We start from the raw sequence: 13,506 nt of genomic DNA, 5'->3' as shown, positions 1-13,506 counted from the left end.
CGCGCGGCGATGCCCGACCGCGCGGCGAATCGGCCACAGGCGCGGCTATTCGGGGATGGTCGCTACAGCATCGATCTCCACCAGCGCGCCGGGGCGAGCGTGTCCCGCGGTGGAGACGACCGTGATGGCAGTGCGGTGATCGCCCCACACTTTTCGCGCCGCCGCGTAGCCCGCCTGAGCGTCGGCCCCGGCGACAAGGTAGATCGTCAGTTTGACGACGTGTTCGGGACCGGTATTCGCAGACGCCAGCACGGTCAGTACGTTGCGCATGGCCTGAATGGTCTGCGCTTCCAAGCCGTCCAGCAGTTCTCCCGTGCTGTCGGTGCCGAGCTGACCGCCGACATAGACGGTCTGGGCAGCGGGCGCGATCACGCCCTGTGTGAAGGCCGGGTTGTGCTGCAGTTCCTCGGGGTCGAGGTGGGTCGTCTTCGTGATCATGGGTTTCCTGACAGCGTCGGAGTGCGTATAGAGGTCGCGGATCACGCAGACCTCGGACAGGTGGTGGATCAGCTCACGGTGGATGTGCAGCACCAGATCGGCCATGGGCGCCTCGGGGAAGGGCTCGTTCGGGCCGATCGGGACCCGGAGTCCGGCATCGCCGAGACCACGCACTCCGGTCAGCCAGATGTCGAGCTGGGCTTCGAGCTGGTCCAGCGCGGTGGCCGCGTCGCCCGCGTATTCCCATGTCTCGTACGCGGCCGCCGGTGCGCCGAAATGGGTCGCGTTGCGCGCGGCGAGCACGCCGACGATGACGTGACCGAGTCGCCAGGCGATCGTGGTGAACGGCGCGGGGACGGGATTCGGGAAGGCGTAGTCGATCGTGAAGTCCCCGGCCCCTGCCTGCACGGGCGCCGTCGAACTGCCACGCGGCCGCACGCTCCAGGCGTCCGGTACCGGCGACCAGAAGTACTCGTCGTCGGTGAGACCGTGGAGCCGGTCGCGTAGCTGATGGTTCCAGTGGGCTTCCCACTGCTCCCGCAGTGTCCTGTTCCAGTCGAGTGCGTCTGCGTTCATGCCGCCCACCCTGGCACCCCTAGCGGACAGAATCGGTCCGCTATTTCTGGCAGGCTGAGCGACATGGAGGCGGCGAGCGGTGCCGAGCGGGGCACGACCGAGCGGGTGCTGACCCTGCTCGGACTGCTGCAGCAACGCCAGGTCTGGACCGCGCGCGAGCTCGCGGAGCGGCTGGGCGTCACGCCGCGCACGGTACGGCGCGATGTCGAGCGCCTGCGGGCGCTCGGCTACCTGGTGCACGCCTGCCACGGCGTCGGCGGCGGCTATCAGCTCGGCCGCGGGCAGGAGCTGCCGCCGCTGCTCCTCGACGACGAGGAAGCGATCGTCACCGCGGTCTCGCTCCTCGGCGGCGCGGGCGCGGCGGTCGCGGGCGCCGGGGATGTCGCGCTCCGGGCGCTGGCCAAACTCGACCGGGTGCTGCCCACCCGTTTGCGGCACGAAATGCAGGCGCTCTCCGGCTCCGTGGAGTCCTTCGGCGGAGGTCACCCGCCCGTCGACCCCGAGGTGCTGATGACGCTGGCCAGAGCGTGCCGGGACGAAGTCGAGGCCGGTTTCGACTATCCCGCCGGAGACGGGGTGCGACGGCGGCGGGTCGAGCCGTACCGTTTGGTCGCCTCCGACCGGCGCTGGTACCTGCTGGCCTTCGACCTCGATCGCGAGGACTGGCGCAGCTTCCGCGTCGACCGGATGACCGATGTCGCCGCACGGACGTGGCGCTTCCGCCCGCGTGCGGCGCCCGAGGCGGCGGCCTACGTGCAGGAAGGCGTGGCGAGCCGGGTGTACCCGCTGCGGGCCCGCTTCCTGGTGCACGCCTCCGCCGACACGGTGCGTGCGCAGATTCCGGCGTCGGCGGCCGTCGTACGGCCGTGCGGCAGCGGACGCTGCGAGGTCCGCAGCGGAGCCGACCACAGCCTGGACATCGTGCTCGTGCATGTGCTTTTGCTGGGGCACGACTTCGAGATACTCGACCCGCCCGAGCTCGTGCACCGCGCCCGCGCGCTGGCCGACAAACTGCTGTCCGCTGGTGCGACAGCCGCCCCGACGGACCGCATCGCGGATTCCTGAGCCCGTCGGGCGTCGACGAGGCCCGGCCGTATCGGTTCGGCGCTGTCGCGGATGTCCACAGCATGGACACCCGCGTATTGCTTGTGTGCGGGTCGTAGGGGCGGCTGATCTCGTGCACGCCGTCTCGGCGATCGGCGTGATCTGCTCGCCGCTGACCACCAGGCCGTTGCGCACCGCACCGGCCTTGATCATGCGATCGAGCACCTTCACTCCGGTGATCATCCCGGCGCAGGCATTGGAGACATCGAAGTGCCGAGCCGCGTTCGCGCCGATCGCATTGCCGAGCATGAGCGCGAAAGACGGTGCGTAGCAAAAGATTCCCGCGCCGCTGTACGCGTGATCGAGGCCGAGATGACGACGTCCATTCGTCGGCCCGATACCCGGAATGCCACAGACAGTCCTCGATCGCGTGCAACGCCAGCTCGAAGGATGATTCGTACCGGTCCGGATCCGAGTCGTAGACACGACGATTCTTGATGCCGGTGATGCTCTCCAGATCCAGCGACCGCGGCACGGCCAGCTCGGCGATCAGATCCTCGGTGGAGCGGACAGTCGTCGGGTGTACGCGCCGATCGACTCGAAACGAGTACGAAGCATGCTCCCCCGCTTTCCGCTTCAGTCGGCGTCGATTGTCGTGTTGCTCAGCGATAACGGTGTCGCTGGTCGTGTGTGCGCTTACCCGGTGAGTCCGACCAGAGCGGCGCTGACTTCACACAGCCGCTGCCCGAGCGCGACGTCCTGCGCGAGACGGGACGGAGCCTTGACGCGGTTGTTCTGGAAGTAACAGCCGCTGACCGCGGCGACTTCCGGGTCGGCGGCCAGGTAGGTCAGCGCTCGTCCTCCCTCCGCGGCGGAGATCATGAACAATCGCTTGGCGAGCGCCACGAAGGGTTGCCCGAACCACGGCATCGAATCCCAGATCCCGGTTGCCACCGCACCGGGGTGAAAGGCGTTGACCGTTACGCCGGTTCCCTCCAGACGCCGCGCCAGCGCCCGGGTGTACAGGACGTTCGCCAGCTTGGACCGGCTGTATGCCCTTTCTCCCGAATAACTCTGCCGGAACTCCAGATCGGCGAAATCCATGGTGGCGCCGAATTGCATGACCGACGAGGTGAACACGATGCGCGACGGGGCGCTGCGCACCATCAGATCCGTCAGCAGCTCGGTGAGCAGGAAACCACCGAGATGGTTGACGGCGAACGTGGCCTCGATACCGTCCACGGTCTCGCTCCGGGTCTTGTGGTAGCCACCTGCGTTGTTGGCCAGCACATCCAGCCGGTCGTAGGCGGACGAAACCTCCTTCGCCAGCTGCCGGACCGACGACTGCGACGCGAAATCGCACTCCAGCGTGTCGACTCCCGCCGCCCCCGCGCCTCGGACCAGCTTCGCCGCGGCGGAGAGCTTCTCCGGATTCCGCCCGACCAACACGAGCCGATTCCCTTGCGCCGCGAGCTGCTGAGCCGACTCCAGCCCGATACCCGATGTCGCCCCCGTGATCAGGATTGTCCGCACAGCCGACCACCCTGCCACAGAAGTTTCCTCGGAGATTGCTGACACGAGCCATCCGAACCGAGATTTCCATCGTCGCCGACCTCGGCTTCGCCGAGCATGTCCGACTCACGCCGAAGTCGCGGCTCAGGCCGCGACCGGGGCGGAGCGGCTACTGCGGAGAACCAAATGACCCGCGGTGGCGAGGTGAATGAGCGCGAGCGCACTACCGCCTGCCATCATGCCCGGAATTCCCTGCGCGGCGCCGATGGCGACGTCACCGAGCTGTACCGCGCCCGACACGGTGAGCAGCGGTAGGAGTGCCCGGTTGCGGCGGCCGGCCAGGCTGAACAGCAGCGCGGCGCCCAGCGGGATCGCGCGGACCGCGTACGCCTGGGCATACAGATCGATCCCGGGCGATGCCGCGCCGGTGGAGATCGCGGCGGTCGGATCGACCAGTGCAGCGACGCTGAACGCCACGGCGGTGGCCGCGCCGATCGCGTTGAGAATCACCGTGCTTCGATTGAGCTTCTGGTCCTGCATCTTTCACTCCAAAAATCATTCAGACTATGACTGATTTAGGGACAGTATTATGCTCGCCATGAAGAACGTCAAGGCGGAAAAGCTGCCGGAGACCCTCAGCTTCCGGCTCGGACTGCTGGGCGCGTTTCTGACCGACCGCTTCAGCGCCGACGTGTCGGATCTCGAGCTCAAGCCGAAGCATGCCGGGATGCTGAATGTGTTGGCGGCCAACGGACCGACATCGCAGATGGAGATGGCACAAATACTGCGCGTCGCGCCGAGTCTGGTCGTCGCGCTGGCCGACCACCTCGAGTCCCTCGGGGCCGTCGAACGGGTACGAGACCCGAAGGATCGCCGCCGTCAGAACCTGAACCTGACCTCGCACGGCCGCGCACTACTGCGCAAATGCCTCGACGCCGCGCGGGCGATCGATGCCGAGATCACCACGGACCTCACCGCCGCCGAGCGTGCCGACCTGCATCGCATCCTCGGCACGCTCGCCGATCGGCTGGGGCTGCCGAGCTGAGGGCGTGCGAGCGCCGCCACCGCGGCCGTCGGCTCGGCAGGCCGGTCGGCGAAACGGGGTATGGTTAGCTCTATGAACACCCAAAGGTTGCGAATCCGCCGCGATTTGTGTGTTGTGAAGTTGTGACCAACACTTCCGGAGACGCGTATCCCCTCGCGGACACGATGACCACCACGGTCGCGGCCCACGACGGCGCCACGGTGCTGACGGTGGCCGGCGAGGTCGATCTGGCGACGGCGCCCGCGCTGGAGAATGCGATCGATGCCATTCTCAGCGGCAAGCCCGCGGCCCTGATCATCGACCTCACCGCGGTCAGCTTCCTCGCCTCGGCGGGCATGGCGACGCTCGTCGCGGCCCACCAGCGCGCCGGCTCGACCACCGCGATCGCCGTCGTCGCCGAGGGCCCGGCGACCAGTCGGCAGCTCAAGATGACCAGCCTTGATCAGGTGTTCGCGCTGCATTCGACATTGGACGCCGCGCTGGCGGCGCTCCGGCAGAGATGACGCCTGCCGCTGCCGCCGTCGCGCCCGTCGACGGCGGCAGCGCCTTTCTCAGACCAGTTCGCGCAGCTGTTCGATCAGCTTGACGCGCTCGGCGGCGGTGGCCGCCATCGGAACGACGTTCAAGACCGTCACGCCGGCTTCCTTGAAGGCCGCGACCCGCTCCTTGACGTATCCGGCCGAGCCGACCAGGGAGATGTCCCGGACCAGCTGGTCCGGGACCGCCTTCGTCGCGGCCTCCTTCTCCCCCGCCAGGTACAGCTCCTGGATGCGGTCGGCCTCGGCGCCGTAGCCGTACTTGGTGGCCAGGGTGTGGTAGAAGTTCTTGCCCTTGGCGCCCATGCCGCCGATGTAGAGCGCCAGATGCGGCTTCACGAACTGCAGCAGCGGTTCGACGTTGTCCCCGATGGCCAGGGCCGGACCCGCGTACACGTCCAGGTCGCCCAAGGCGGGGTCGCGCTTGGCCAGACCCGCGGTGAGCGAGTCCGCCCACACATCCTTCGCCTTCTCCGGCAGGAAGAAGATCGGCTGCCAGCCCTCGGCGATCTCGGCGGCCAGTTCCACGTTCTTCGGTCCGAGCGCGGCCAGCAGCACCGGAATGCGCTCACGCACCGGGTGGTTGATCAGCTTGAGCGGCTTGCCGAGACCGGTGCCCCGTTCGGCGGGCAGCGGGATCTGGTAGTACTTGCCCTGGTATTCCAGGCGCTCGCGCCGCCAGACCTTCCGGCAGATCTCGACCAGTTCCCTGGTCCGGCCGATCGGCGCGTCATAGGGCACGCCGTGGAAGCCCTCGATCACCTGCGGACCCGACGCGCCCAGGCCGAGCACGTAGCGTCCGTCGGAGACGAAGTCCAGGCCCGCCGCGGTCATGGCGGTCAGGCTCGGGGTACGCGTGTAGAGCTGCAGGATGCCGGAGGCCAACTGCAGGCGCGTGGTCTTCGCGGCCAGGTAACCGAGCGCGCTCACCGCGTCGAACGAGTACGCCTCGGGCACGAACACGATGTCCAGGCCCGCCCGCTCGAGGTCGGCGACTTCGGCCGCCGCCTCTTTGAAACCCCCCGAGTAGTTGATGCTCAATCCGATGCGCATGGCACTCAACATAACGGCGGGTACGGTCGGGCCGCGCACCGGCCACGGGGGAAGGCCCGGCAAGGCGTGGTCACGACCGTACGACCGGCGTCAGGGGGTAGCGTCTACTCGTAGACCATCCTCGCCGTAAACGAAAGGCAACACCCTCGTGTCGCAGACCAGCTCGTCGTCCATGGAAACTGCGCCGTCCTTCGGCGGGGTCGCCCTGGCGCAGTATCTGAGCGATCTGGCCGCCAAGATTCCCGCACCGGGCGGCGGCGCGGTAGCCGCGCTGCACGCCGCGCAGGCCGCCGCGCTCGTCGCGATGGTCGCGCGCTACACCACCCGCGCCAAGGACGCCGAGAACCGGCCGGTGGTCGATCGGATCATCGAGGCCGCCGACGCGGCCCGCGAGCGCGCTCTCGCGCTGGCCGACGCCGACGCCGCCGCGTTCACGGCTGTCGGCGCCGCCTACAAGCTGCCCAAGGACACCCCGGAGGACCTCGCCGCCCGCACCGCGGCGATCAACGCCGCGCTGATCGAGGCCGCCCGCGTGCCCGCCGCCGTCGTCGACGAGGCAGACGAGGTGCTGTCGCTGGCGGCGGAGCTGTTCCCGATCGGGAATCCGAACGTCGTCACCGACATCGGCGCGGCCGCCGACGCCTGCCGCGCCGCCGCGACCTCCTCGCAGCTCAACATCGAGATCAACGTGGCGTCGCTGCCCGCCGCCGAGGGCGACCTGTTCGCCGTGGTCCTGGTGCGGATCGACGAGCTCACCGCGCGGGCGGACGCCCTGCACGCCGACGTCGTGCACGCCGTTCGCCGCTGACTCGCTCGCGCGGCCCGCGGACCGGCTCCGTCAGGCGGGCGGGTTCCAAGCGACCAGCACGATCTTGCCGCGCACCCGTCCGGATTCGCTGAGCTCGTGCGCCTTCGCGGCATCCGCGAGCGGTAGCACTTGGTCGATGGTCGCGCGCAGATGACCGCGCTCGACCATCGTGGTGATCTCGCGCAGCGATACCCCGGACGGCTCCACATAGAACCGCTCGTAACGCGGATCGGCTTCCGCATCCGAGCCCTGGGTGTCGATCAACCTGCCGTCGGGCCGGAGCACCGGGACCGAGCGAGAACCGTACGCACCGCCGACCAGGTCGAGCACAACGTCGACGTCGCGCACCGCGGCGCCGAAATCGACCGCGGTGTAGTCGATCACCTCGTCGGCGCCGAGTTCGCGCAGGTATTCGTGGTTGACCGCGCGTGCGGTGCCGATCACGTACGCGCCGCGATGCCGGGCTATCTGCACCGCCAGATGCCCGACGCCTCCCGCGGCTGCGTGCACCAGCAGGCGTTGCCCCGCCCCCAGAGCGGCCAGCGCCTGCCACGCGGTCAGCGCCGCCGTCGGCAGTGCCGCGGCGTGCACCAGGTCGAGGCTCCTCGGCTTCGGCGCCAGGGCGTGCGCCTGCGCCACAACGTATTCCGCGTTCGCGCCGCCGAAGACCATGCCGTACACCGGATCACCGACGGCGAACCGGTCCACACCGGGTCCGAGTTCGGCCACGACACCCGACACGTCGAGCCCCAGCGTCAGCGGTGGGTCGCCGAGCTTCCCGACCAGTCCGGCGCGCACCTTCCAGTCGGCGGCGTTGACGCTGGTCGCGGCGACCCGCACCAGCACCTCCCCCGGACCTGGCCGCGGCCGATCCACCTCGACCACTTCGAGCACTTCCGGGCCACCGAACGCGTATTGCGTGATTGCGAGCATGCATCGATTCTGGCCACCCGTGGTACCTTTCGGAAAGAAGGCACCTTTTTGATACCGAGGTACCCAATGGATACTATCTGTGACCGGCCCGCGGCCGGCAGCCTGGTCGACAACTACTTGCACTACTGCCCCGCACGAGAAGTACTGACCGTGCTCGCCGACAAATGGGTGATGCTCGTGCTCGGCGTGCTGCGGGGCCACGGCGGGCCGATCCGCTTCAACGAGCTGCGCCGCCGCCTGGACGGCATCACCCAGAAGATGCTCACCCGCACGCTGCGCGACCTGGAGCGCGAGGGACTGGTGCACCGCGCGGTCTACCCCACGGTGCCGCCCCGGGTGGAGTACTCGCTCACCGAACTCGGCGCGAGCATCGGCGCGATCACGCATGCCATGGGCATCTGGGCCGTCGAGCACCAGGACCGGATCCTCGCCGCCCGAGCGGATTTCGACGCGCGAGCGGCAGCCGCGCCGGAACCGCTGCCCGTCGGCGGCGCGCGCTGACCGTCGCCGGAGGCCCCGATCGGTACGCGTGCCCGTTTCGACGCGACCGCGCGGGGTAAGCGCTCAGCGGTGGGCGTGTCCCCGATCACAACTGGACCACGGACCAAGTTCTATCCGTGGCCGAGTTGATCATGGGGCCTTAGACTGTCCCTTGCCTACCACACCAGCTCGAAGGGGTGGACGCCATGAGGAGCGCCATTCGGTACCTGTTCCTCGCGACCGTGATCGTGGCACTGGCCGCGTTCGGGTCGGGCGCGGCGACAGCGACGATGATCGGAAAGCCGTCGACGCCCGCGGTGGCGGCGATCGGACCCTCGAACGGCCAGGTGGTGGGCGTGGCCCAGCCCGTGACCGTTCGTTTCGCCGCACCTGTCGCGAATCGCGCGCAGACGGAACAATCCATCGACATCAGAACGACCCGGCCACTGCCGGGCACATTCGCGTGGACCGACGATCGCGAAGTGACGTGGACGCCCACCGGATTCCTACCCGCCGGTTCCAACATCCTCGTCTCGGTCGGCGGCGTGCGCACGGAATTCACCACCAACGCAGGCGTTTTCGGCGAAGCGAACATGTCGGCGCACACCTTCACGCTCACCGTCGGCGGCACCGTCGTCCGGACGATGCCCGCCTCGATGGGCAAGCCCGGATACGAAACGCCCACGGGCACGTGGCCGGTTCTGGAGAAATTCCGGTCCGTCGTGTTCGACTCCCGCACCATCGGCATTCCGCTGAGTTCGCCGGAGGGCTACATCATCAACGGCGAGTTCGCCGAACGGCTCACGTGGGGCGGTGTTTTCATCCACTCGGCTCCGTGGTCGGTGGACCAGCAAGGTTACTCGAACGTGAGCCACGGCTGCATCAACCTCTCCCGCGACGACGCCGAATGGGTCTATCACACGATCGGCGTCGGCGACCTGGTCATCACGCACTGGTGAACGGCGCCCTCCTCCGAGTAGCGTTCGGAAGACGTACCCGAGGGAGGGCCACCGTTGCGCGAGTTTCCGATCCCACCGCCTCGTGACGCGAAAGAAGCCGATTTCCAAGACCTTTGGGGCCCGTGGGCATTCGTCACGCCGGGCGATGTCGGCGAGATACTCGGCGACATCGACGCTCCCTGGTGGATCGCGGGAGGCTGGGCGATCGACGCCTGCACCGGCACCCGGCGGCGGCACAGCGACGTGGACGTGGCGATGTTCCGTGCCGATCTGCCCGCCCTGCGCACCGCCGCGCGCGGTCGCCTGCACATCTGGTCGGCGGGCCCGGATGGCATCCGCCCCGTCGACGAGCGCTGCCCCGACGTAGCCGAGAGCGCCGATCAGGTGTGGCTGCGCGCGAACGCGCGATCCCCGTGGCTGATCGACCTTCTGCTGAATCCGGGGCAGGACGGGGCATGGGTCAACCGGCGCGATCGCTCCATGGTCGCACCGCTCGACGAGGTGACCTGGATCGCCGACGACGGCATCCGATACCTCAACCCGGAGCTGGTGCTGATCTTCAAGGCCAAGCAGCGCAGGCCGAAAGACCGCGTGGATCTCGAGCGGACCTGGCCGGAGCTGAGCGCCGCACAGCGCGCGGTGGTGCGGACCTACGTGACCGACCACTATCCCGAGCACGAATGGCTGGATCTACTGCGGTAGTGCCGGCTTCCCGAAATGCTTCTCGGGCGACAGCGCCCGCACTCTCGGCGCCGCGGAACGGCGTTGTGCGACTCGGTCGCGGTCGGCGCGAATCAGCGAGCCGGGCCGATGGGCGCGGCACACGTGCGCCGGATCGACGTACCGGGCGGTACCCTCCGAGGGGCGGGACGGCTCAATTGTGAACGCGGCAGGGCGTTCCCGGCTCGGGACGATGCGGTTAATCTGACGGGGACCTGATGAAGGGTGGGGCGATGGATCGACCGGAGATGAGCGCACGACCCGGTTACGACCGGGGGCATCCGTACGGCGCCGAACGACCGGTACAGGCGCCGTCCGGCGAGGACTACCGCGGCGAGTGGGCCGCGTGGGTGGATCGGCCGCCCGTGCCGCCGTCCGAACCCGGGCAGCCGCCGGAACCCGGGCCGGACCCGTACGAGGATCAATTCGCCGGGCTGATCGACCGCTCGCCCGCGCCGCGTGCGGCACGGCGGTGGGCGGTACCGCTGCTCGGCATACTCGGTATCGCCGCGCTGGCCCTCGTGGCCTATGTGCTGGTCGGGACCGGCGGCCCCGATCGGCAGGCCGCCGCACCGGCTCCGTCCGCGCAGGCCACCGCGCCCGCCGCACCGACCGCGCAGTGCCCCGCCGAGCGGGTGGGCAACCGGATCCAGGGCAATGGCGTCGGCGGTTTCGACTCCGGCCCCGCGGTGATCTTCGCTTTCCAGCACGCCTATTACGTGGACCGGTCCGGCGAGCAGGTCCGCGCCACCACCACCGCGGACGCCGCCGTACAAGCAGCCGACGCGATCCAGCGCGGCATCGACAGCATTCCCACGGGCACCACCCACTGTGTCGCGATCAGTCCCGGCGCCTTCGCGGGCCAGTACATCGTGGTGATCACCGAGCACCGCCCAGGACAGCAACCGGTGACCTACAATCCGCAGATCGTCACCACCACCAAGGAGGGCGAGCGCACTCTCATCAGCGCCATCGCCCGCGGTTAGGCGTACCTCCGCCTTCGCCCCGGCCATGCGCGTGCTGCGTACCTCCGCCTTCGCTCCGGCCATGCGCGTGCTGCGTACCTCCGCCTTCGCTCCGGCCATGCGCGTGCTGCGTACCTCCGCCTTCGCTCCGGCCATGCGCAAGCTGCGTACCCCCGCCTTCGCTCCGGCCATGCGCGGGCTGAGGACGGACTACGTCCGACCGCACCCATCCGGCAGCTCTCTGCAGGCGCGAGCGCCCGCTCAGTCGGATTCGGCGGCCGTGACCACGTGGCGCATGAGGAGGGCGGTGGTGACCGGGCCCACGCCGCCGGGGACGGGACTGAGCCCGGCGGCCTTGCCGCGTACCGAGTCCGCGTCGACATCGCCGACGATCTTGCCGTCGGGGGCCTCGTTGGTGCCGACGTCGATGACCACCGCGCCCTCCCGGACGTGCTTGCCGGAGATCAGGCCGATGCGGCCCGCCGCGGCGACGACGATGTCGGCGGCGGCGGTGACCGCGGCGAGGTCGGCGGTGCGGGAATGGCACACCGTGACGGTCGCGTCCTTCGCCAGCAGCAGCTGAGCGAGCGGCTTCCCGACGACGTTCGACCGGCCGACGACCGCGACGTGGCGGCCTGCCAGCGGGATCTGGTGGTGCTCGAGCAGTTCGACCACGGCCTCGGAGGTGGCGGGGACGAAGCCGTCCAGCCCGGCCGCCAGCAGGCCGAGCGACAGCGGGCTGACGCCGTCGACGTCCTTGGACGCGACGATCGCGGAACTCACGTCGTCGAGGGTGACGCCCTTCGGGAGGGGGGTCTGCAGCATGATCGCGTCGGTCGCCGGATCCGCACCGCGCGCGGCGAGCTCGGCACGGATCTCCGCCGCACCGGCCGCTGCCCCCAGATCGACCGTGTCGCAAGCGATTCCGAGTCGTTCGGCCGCTTTGCGAAGTGAGTTCACATACCAGGCGCTCGCGGGGTCGTCGTTCGCCACGACCAGAGCAAGACGCGGGGCAGCGCCGCCTTCGGTGCGCGCGGCGGCGCGGGCCTTGGTGTCGGCGTTGATGGCGGCGGCGAGTTCCTTGCCGGACAGCGAAACGGTATCCACGTTGACACAGCCTAACGGGCGCGGCCGGACGAATCCCTCCCGCGCCCACGTCGAGTTGAGCTAATGCATGGCAATCGAATGCCGTACCGCGGGCGGACGCTCGGCGAATCGAACGAAGACCGTTCCGACACGCCGGAAGGCACTCGTCCACCACCGGGCCGGCAGACACGGACGACCATTGTCCATGGCAGCCCGCCTTGCGCCGAACTGAACGCCTTCGTGGTACCGAACGAAGATGAACGTGCCGACTCGGCATCGAAGATCGCCGGCAGCGGATTTCGCGACCTGTCGTTCCGCCGAGCACACGCAGCCATGACGGCGGCGCATGACCCGTTCGCCAATTGCCGGATCACCGGGAACTTCGGCCGTATGGTAATTCCTGCTTGCCCCAGCTAACTGCTAGCACGTGCCAACCCGTTCCGCAGCGGAAAGGTGACGACTGTAGTGATGATCTCGAGGCATTGGAAATCTCTCGTCGCGGCGTCGTTCGCCGCGTTCTCGCTCACCGGGCTCGCCGGTGTCCCCGCGCACGCCGCGCCGGAAACGGACGCCCTCTACAACTCCGCCCAGCGGCACTTCGCCAACGGCGACGACAACGCGGGCCGCGCCGACCTGCGCAACCTGATCGGCGCCGACCCCGCCGACGCCGAAGCGCTGGCCCTGCAGGCGATCTGGTCGGACTACGCCGGTGACCTGCCCGCGCTGGTGGACGCCATGGCCCGGCTGCACGCGGTCGATCCGGGCTTGGCGCAGGGCACCGACAACGTGCTCGGCGCCATCCGCGCCGCGGTGGGCACCCTGCCGAACCCGCTGCCCGCGCTGGCGGGGCCGCAGACCGGCATCGTCGTGCTCGGCTACGGCCTGCTCCCGGACGGGGCGCTGCGTCCCGAGCTGGTGAACCGGCTCACCGCGGCCTGGTTGCAGTCGATCGCCGCGCCGTTGTCGCCGATCGTCGTCACCGGCGGCAATCCGCAGAACGGCATCACCGAGGCCGAGGCCATGCGCGACTGGCTGGTCACCCACGGCGTGCCCCCCACGCGCGTCCACGTGGAGAGCCGCGCGGGCTCCACCGTGCAGAACGCCCTGTTCAGCACGAGGCTGCTGCGGGACGTAGGCGCGACGAGCGCGATCGTGGTCACCTCGCCCAATCACATCCGCCGTGCCGTGGCGGATTTCATCGTCGCGGGCGCCAGGGTCGTCGGCGCGACGACCTCGCTCGAACAGCTGGTCTCGCAACTGCCGCCGCCGGGCCGAGCGGGCCAGCGCGGCATCTACCTCGACGCCACCCGCACCTTCCAGCTCGACACGGCACGCTGACTCCGGGCCGATC

The 13,506-nt window shown here is 69.2% G+C and carries 15 protein-coding genes and 2 pseudogenes; 10 read left to right on the top strand and 7 right to left on the bottom strand.

Annotated elements, in window-relative coordinates; all coding sequences use genetic code 11:
• Positions 1-45: 45 nt before the first annotated feature.
• Both ACWEO7_RS02315 and ACWEO7_RS02310 read right to left on the bottom strand, forming a co-directional pair.
• A pseudogene (locus ACWEO7_RS02315) lies at positions 46-375 on the bottom strand (RidA family protein); the annotation flags it as partial.
• 81 nt (positions 376-456) lie between these two features.
• A pseudogene (locus ACWEO7_RS02310) lies at positions 457-1,014 on the bottom strand (DinB family protein); the annotation flags it as partial.
• A 63-nt stretch (positions 1,015-1,077) separates the two neighbouring features.
• Between ACWEO7_RS02310 and ACWEO7_RS02305 the strand changes: the two are divergent.
• A complete protein-coding gene (locus ACWEO7_RS02305; protein ID WP_452420143.1) occupies positions 1,078-2,079 on the top strand; it encodes a helix-turn-helix transcriptional regulator in 1,002 nt (333 codons plus the stop codon).
• Between the two features lie 675 nt (positions 2,080-2,754).
• Here ACWEO7_RS02305 and ACWEO7_RS02300 read toward each other — a convergent pair.
• On the bottom strand, positions 2,755-3,591 hold the full coding sequence (locus ACWEO7_RS02300) for an SDR family oxidoreductase (RefSeq protein WP_452420142.1): 837 nt from the start codon (positions 3,589-3,591) through the stop codon (positions 2,755-2,757).
• A 123-nt stretch (positions 3,592-3,714) separates the two neighbouring features.
• Positions 3,715-4,110 carry a hypothetical protein gene (locus tag ACWEO7_RS02295; RefSeq protein ID WP_452420141.1) on the bottom strand — a complete coding sequence of 132 codons (396 nt, stop codon included), beginning with the start codon at positions 4,108-4,110 and terminating at the stop codon, positions 3,715-3,717.
• A gap of 58 nt (positions 4,111-4,168) precedes the next feature.
• On the opposite strand from ACWEO7_RS02295, the gene ACWEO7_RS02290 reads away from it, so the two are divergent.
• Together ACWEO7_RS02290 and ACWEO7_RS02285 are read left to right on the top strand one after the other, a co-directional pair.
• Complete coding sequence (locus tag ACWEO7_RS02290) at positions 4,169-4,615, top strand: MarR family winged helix-turn-helix transcriptional regulator (RefSeq protein ID WP_452420140.1); 447 nt, start codon at positions 4,169-4,171, stop codon at positions 4,613-4,615.
• Positions 4,616-4,779: 164 nt separating this feature from the next.
• Complete coding sequence (locus ACWEO7_RS02285) at positions 4,780-5,118, top strand: STAS domain-containing protein (protein WP_355077676.1); 339 nt, start codon at positions 4,780-4,782, stop codon at positions 5,116-5,118.
• Positions 5,119-5,166: 48 nt separating this feature from the next.
• Here the strand turns inward: ACWEO7_RS02285 and ACWEO7_RS02280 are convergent, their stop codons facing one another.
• Positions 5,167-6,204, bottom strand: coding sequence for an LLM class F420-dependent oxidoreductase (locus ACWEO7_RS02280; RefSeq protein WP_355077418.1), 1,038 nt, complete (start codon positions 6,202-6,204; stop codon positions 5,167-5,169).
• Between the two features lie 172 nt (positions 6,205-6,376).
• Between ACWEO7_RS02280 and ACWEO7_RS02275 the strand changes: the two genes are divergently transcribed.
• Positions 6,377-7,012: a cyclodeaminase/cyclohydrolase family protein gene (locus ACWEO7_RS02275; RefSeq protein ID WP_452420262.1), complete on the top strand. Its 636-nt coding sequence runs from the start codon at positions 6,377-6,379 to the stop codon at positions 7,010-7,012.
• 30 nt (positions 7,013-7,042) lie between these two features.
• On the opposite strand, the gene ACWEO7_RS02270 is transcribed toward ACWEO7_RS02275, so the two are convergent.
• Positions 7,043-7,945, bottom strand: a complete 903-nt coding sequence (locus ACWEO7_RS02270) for an NADP-dependent oxidoreductase (protein WP_452420139.1) — start codon at positions 7,943-7,945, stop codon at positions 7,043-7,045.
• A gap of 66 nt (positions 7,946-8,011) precedes the next feature.
• Here ACWEO7_RS02270 and ACWEO7_RS02265 point away from each other — a divergent pair, with 66 nt between their 5' ends.
• The 4 genes from ACWEO7_RS02265 to ACWEO7_RS02250 all read left to right on the top strand — a co-directional run bounded on the left by ACWEO7_RS02265 (position 8,012) and on the right by ACWEO7_RS02250 (position 11,090).
• Positions 8,012-8,446 carry a winged helix-turn-helix transcriptional regulator gene (locus tag ACWEO7_RS02265; RefSeq protein ID WP_452420138.1) on the top strand — a complete coding sequence of 145 codons (435 nt, stop codon included), beginning with the start codon at positions 8,012-8,014 and terminating at the stop codon, positions 8,444-8,446.
• 185 nt (positions 8,447-8,631) lie between these two features.
• Positions 8,632-9,384 (top strand): L,D-transpeptidase, encoded by a 753-nt coding sequence (locus tag ACWEO7_RS02260; RefSeq protein WP_452420137.1) that lies wholly within the window; start codon positions 8,632-8,634, stop codon positions 9,382-9,384.
• A 54-nt stretch (positions 9,385-9,438) separates the two neighbouring features.
• On the top strand, positions 9,439-10,086 hold the full coding sequence (locus ACWEO7_RS02255; protein WP_452420136.1) for a nucleotidyltransferase domain-containing protein: 648 nt from the start codon (positions 9,439-9,441) through the stop codon (positions 10,084-10,086).
• A gap of 266 nt (positions 10,087-10,352) precedes the next feature.
• Positions 10,353-11,090, top strand: coding sequence for a hypothetical protein (locus ACWEO7_RS02250; protein WP_452420135.1), 738 nt, complete (start codon positions 10,353-10,355; stop codon positions 11,088-11,090).
• 240 nt (positions 11,091-11,330) lie between these two features.
• Here the strand turns inward: ACWEO7_RS02250 and ACWEO7_RS02245 are convergent, their stop codons facing one another.
• A complete protein-coding gene (locus ACWEO7_RS02245) occupies positions 11,331-12,176 on the bottom strand; it encodes a bifunctional 5,10-methylenetetrahydrofolate dehydrogenase/5,10-methenyltetrahydrofolate cyclohydrolase (protein ID WP_356961946.1) in 846 nt (281 codons plus the stop codon).
• Between the two features lie 63 nt (positions 12,177-12,239).
• Here ACWEO7_RS02245 and ACWEO7_RS02240 point away from each other — a divergent pair, with 63 nt between their 5' ends.
• Positions 12,240-12,572 carry a hypothetical protein gene (locus tag ACWEO7_RS02240; protein WP_452420134.1) on the top strand — a complete coding sequence of 111 codons (333 nt, stop codon included), beginning with the start codon at positions 12,240-12,242 and terminating at the stop codon, positions 12,570-12,572.
• Positions 12,573-12,623: 51 nt separating this feature from the next.
• The gene (locus tag ACWEO7_RS02235; protein WP_452420133.1) at positions 12,624-13,493 is read left to right on the top strand and encodes an ElyC/SanA/YdcF family protein; all 870 of its coding nucleotides are present in this window, start codon (positions 12,624-12,626) and stop codon (positions 13,491-13,493) included.
• Positions 13,494-13,506 lie beyond the last annotated feature (13 nt).

The sequence above is a fragment of the Nocardia sp. NPDC004260 genome (assembly GCF_053603155.1).
Note: the sequence above shows the minus strand (reverse complement) of the source record. Positions and strands in the feature narration are given on the sequence as shown.

Coding starts and splice junctions, on each gene's coding strand:
- ACWEO7_RS02305 (WP_452420143.1), top strand. CDS start 1,078: ATGGAGGCGGCGAGCGGTGCCGAGCGGGGCACGACCGAGCGGGTGCTG.
- ACWEO7_RS02295 (WP_452420141.1), bottom strand. CDS start 4,110: ATGCAGGACCAGAAGCTCAATCGAAGCACGGTGATTCTCAACGCGATC.
- ACWEO7_RS02290 (WP_452420140.1), top strand. CDS start 4,169: ATGAAGAACGTCAAGGCGGAAAAGCTGCCGGAGACCCTCAGCTTCCGG.
- ACWEO7_RS02285 (WP_355077676.1), top strand. CDS start 4,780: ATGACCACCACGGTCGCGGCCCACGACGGCGCCACGGTGCTGACGGTG.
- ACWEO7_RS02280 (WP_355077418.1), bottom strand. CDS start 6,204: ATGCGCATCGGATTGAGCATCAACTACTCGGGGGGTTTCAAAGAGGCG.
- ACWEO7_RS02275 (WP_452420262.1), top strand. CDS start 6,377: ATGGAAACTGCGCCGTCCTTCGGCGGGGTCGCCCTGGCGCAGTATCTG.
- ACWEO7_RS02270 (WP_452420139.1), bottom strand. CDS start 7,945: ATGCTCGCAATCACGCAATACGCGTTCGGTGGCCCGGAAGTGCTCGAA.
- ACWEO7_RS02265 (WP_452420138.1), top strand. CDS start 8,012: ATGGATACTATCTGTGACCGGCCCGCGGCCGGCAGCCTGGTCGACAAC.
- ACWEO7_RS02260 (WP_452420137.1), top strand. CDS start 8,632: ATGAGGAGCGCCATTCGGTACCTGTTCCTCGCGACCGTGATCGTGGCA.
- ACWEO7_RS02250 (WP_452420135.1), top strand. CDS start 10,353: ATGAGCGCACGACCCGGTTACGACCGGGGGCATCCGTACGGCGCCGAA.
- ACWEO7_RS02240 (WP_452420134.1), top strand. CDS start 12,240: ATGCATGGCAATCGAATGCCGTACCGCGGGCGGACGCTCGGCGAATCG.
- ACWEO7_RS02235 (WP_452420133.1), top strand. CDS start 12,624: ATGATCTCGAGGCATTGGAAATCTCTCGTCGCGGCGTCGTTCGCCGCG.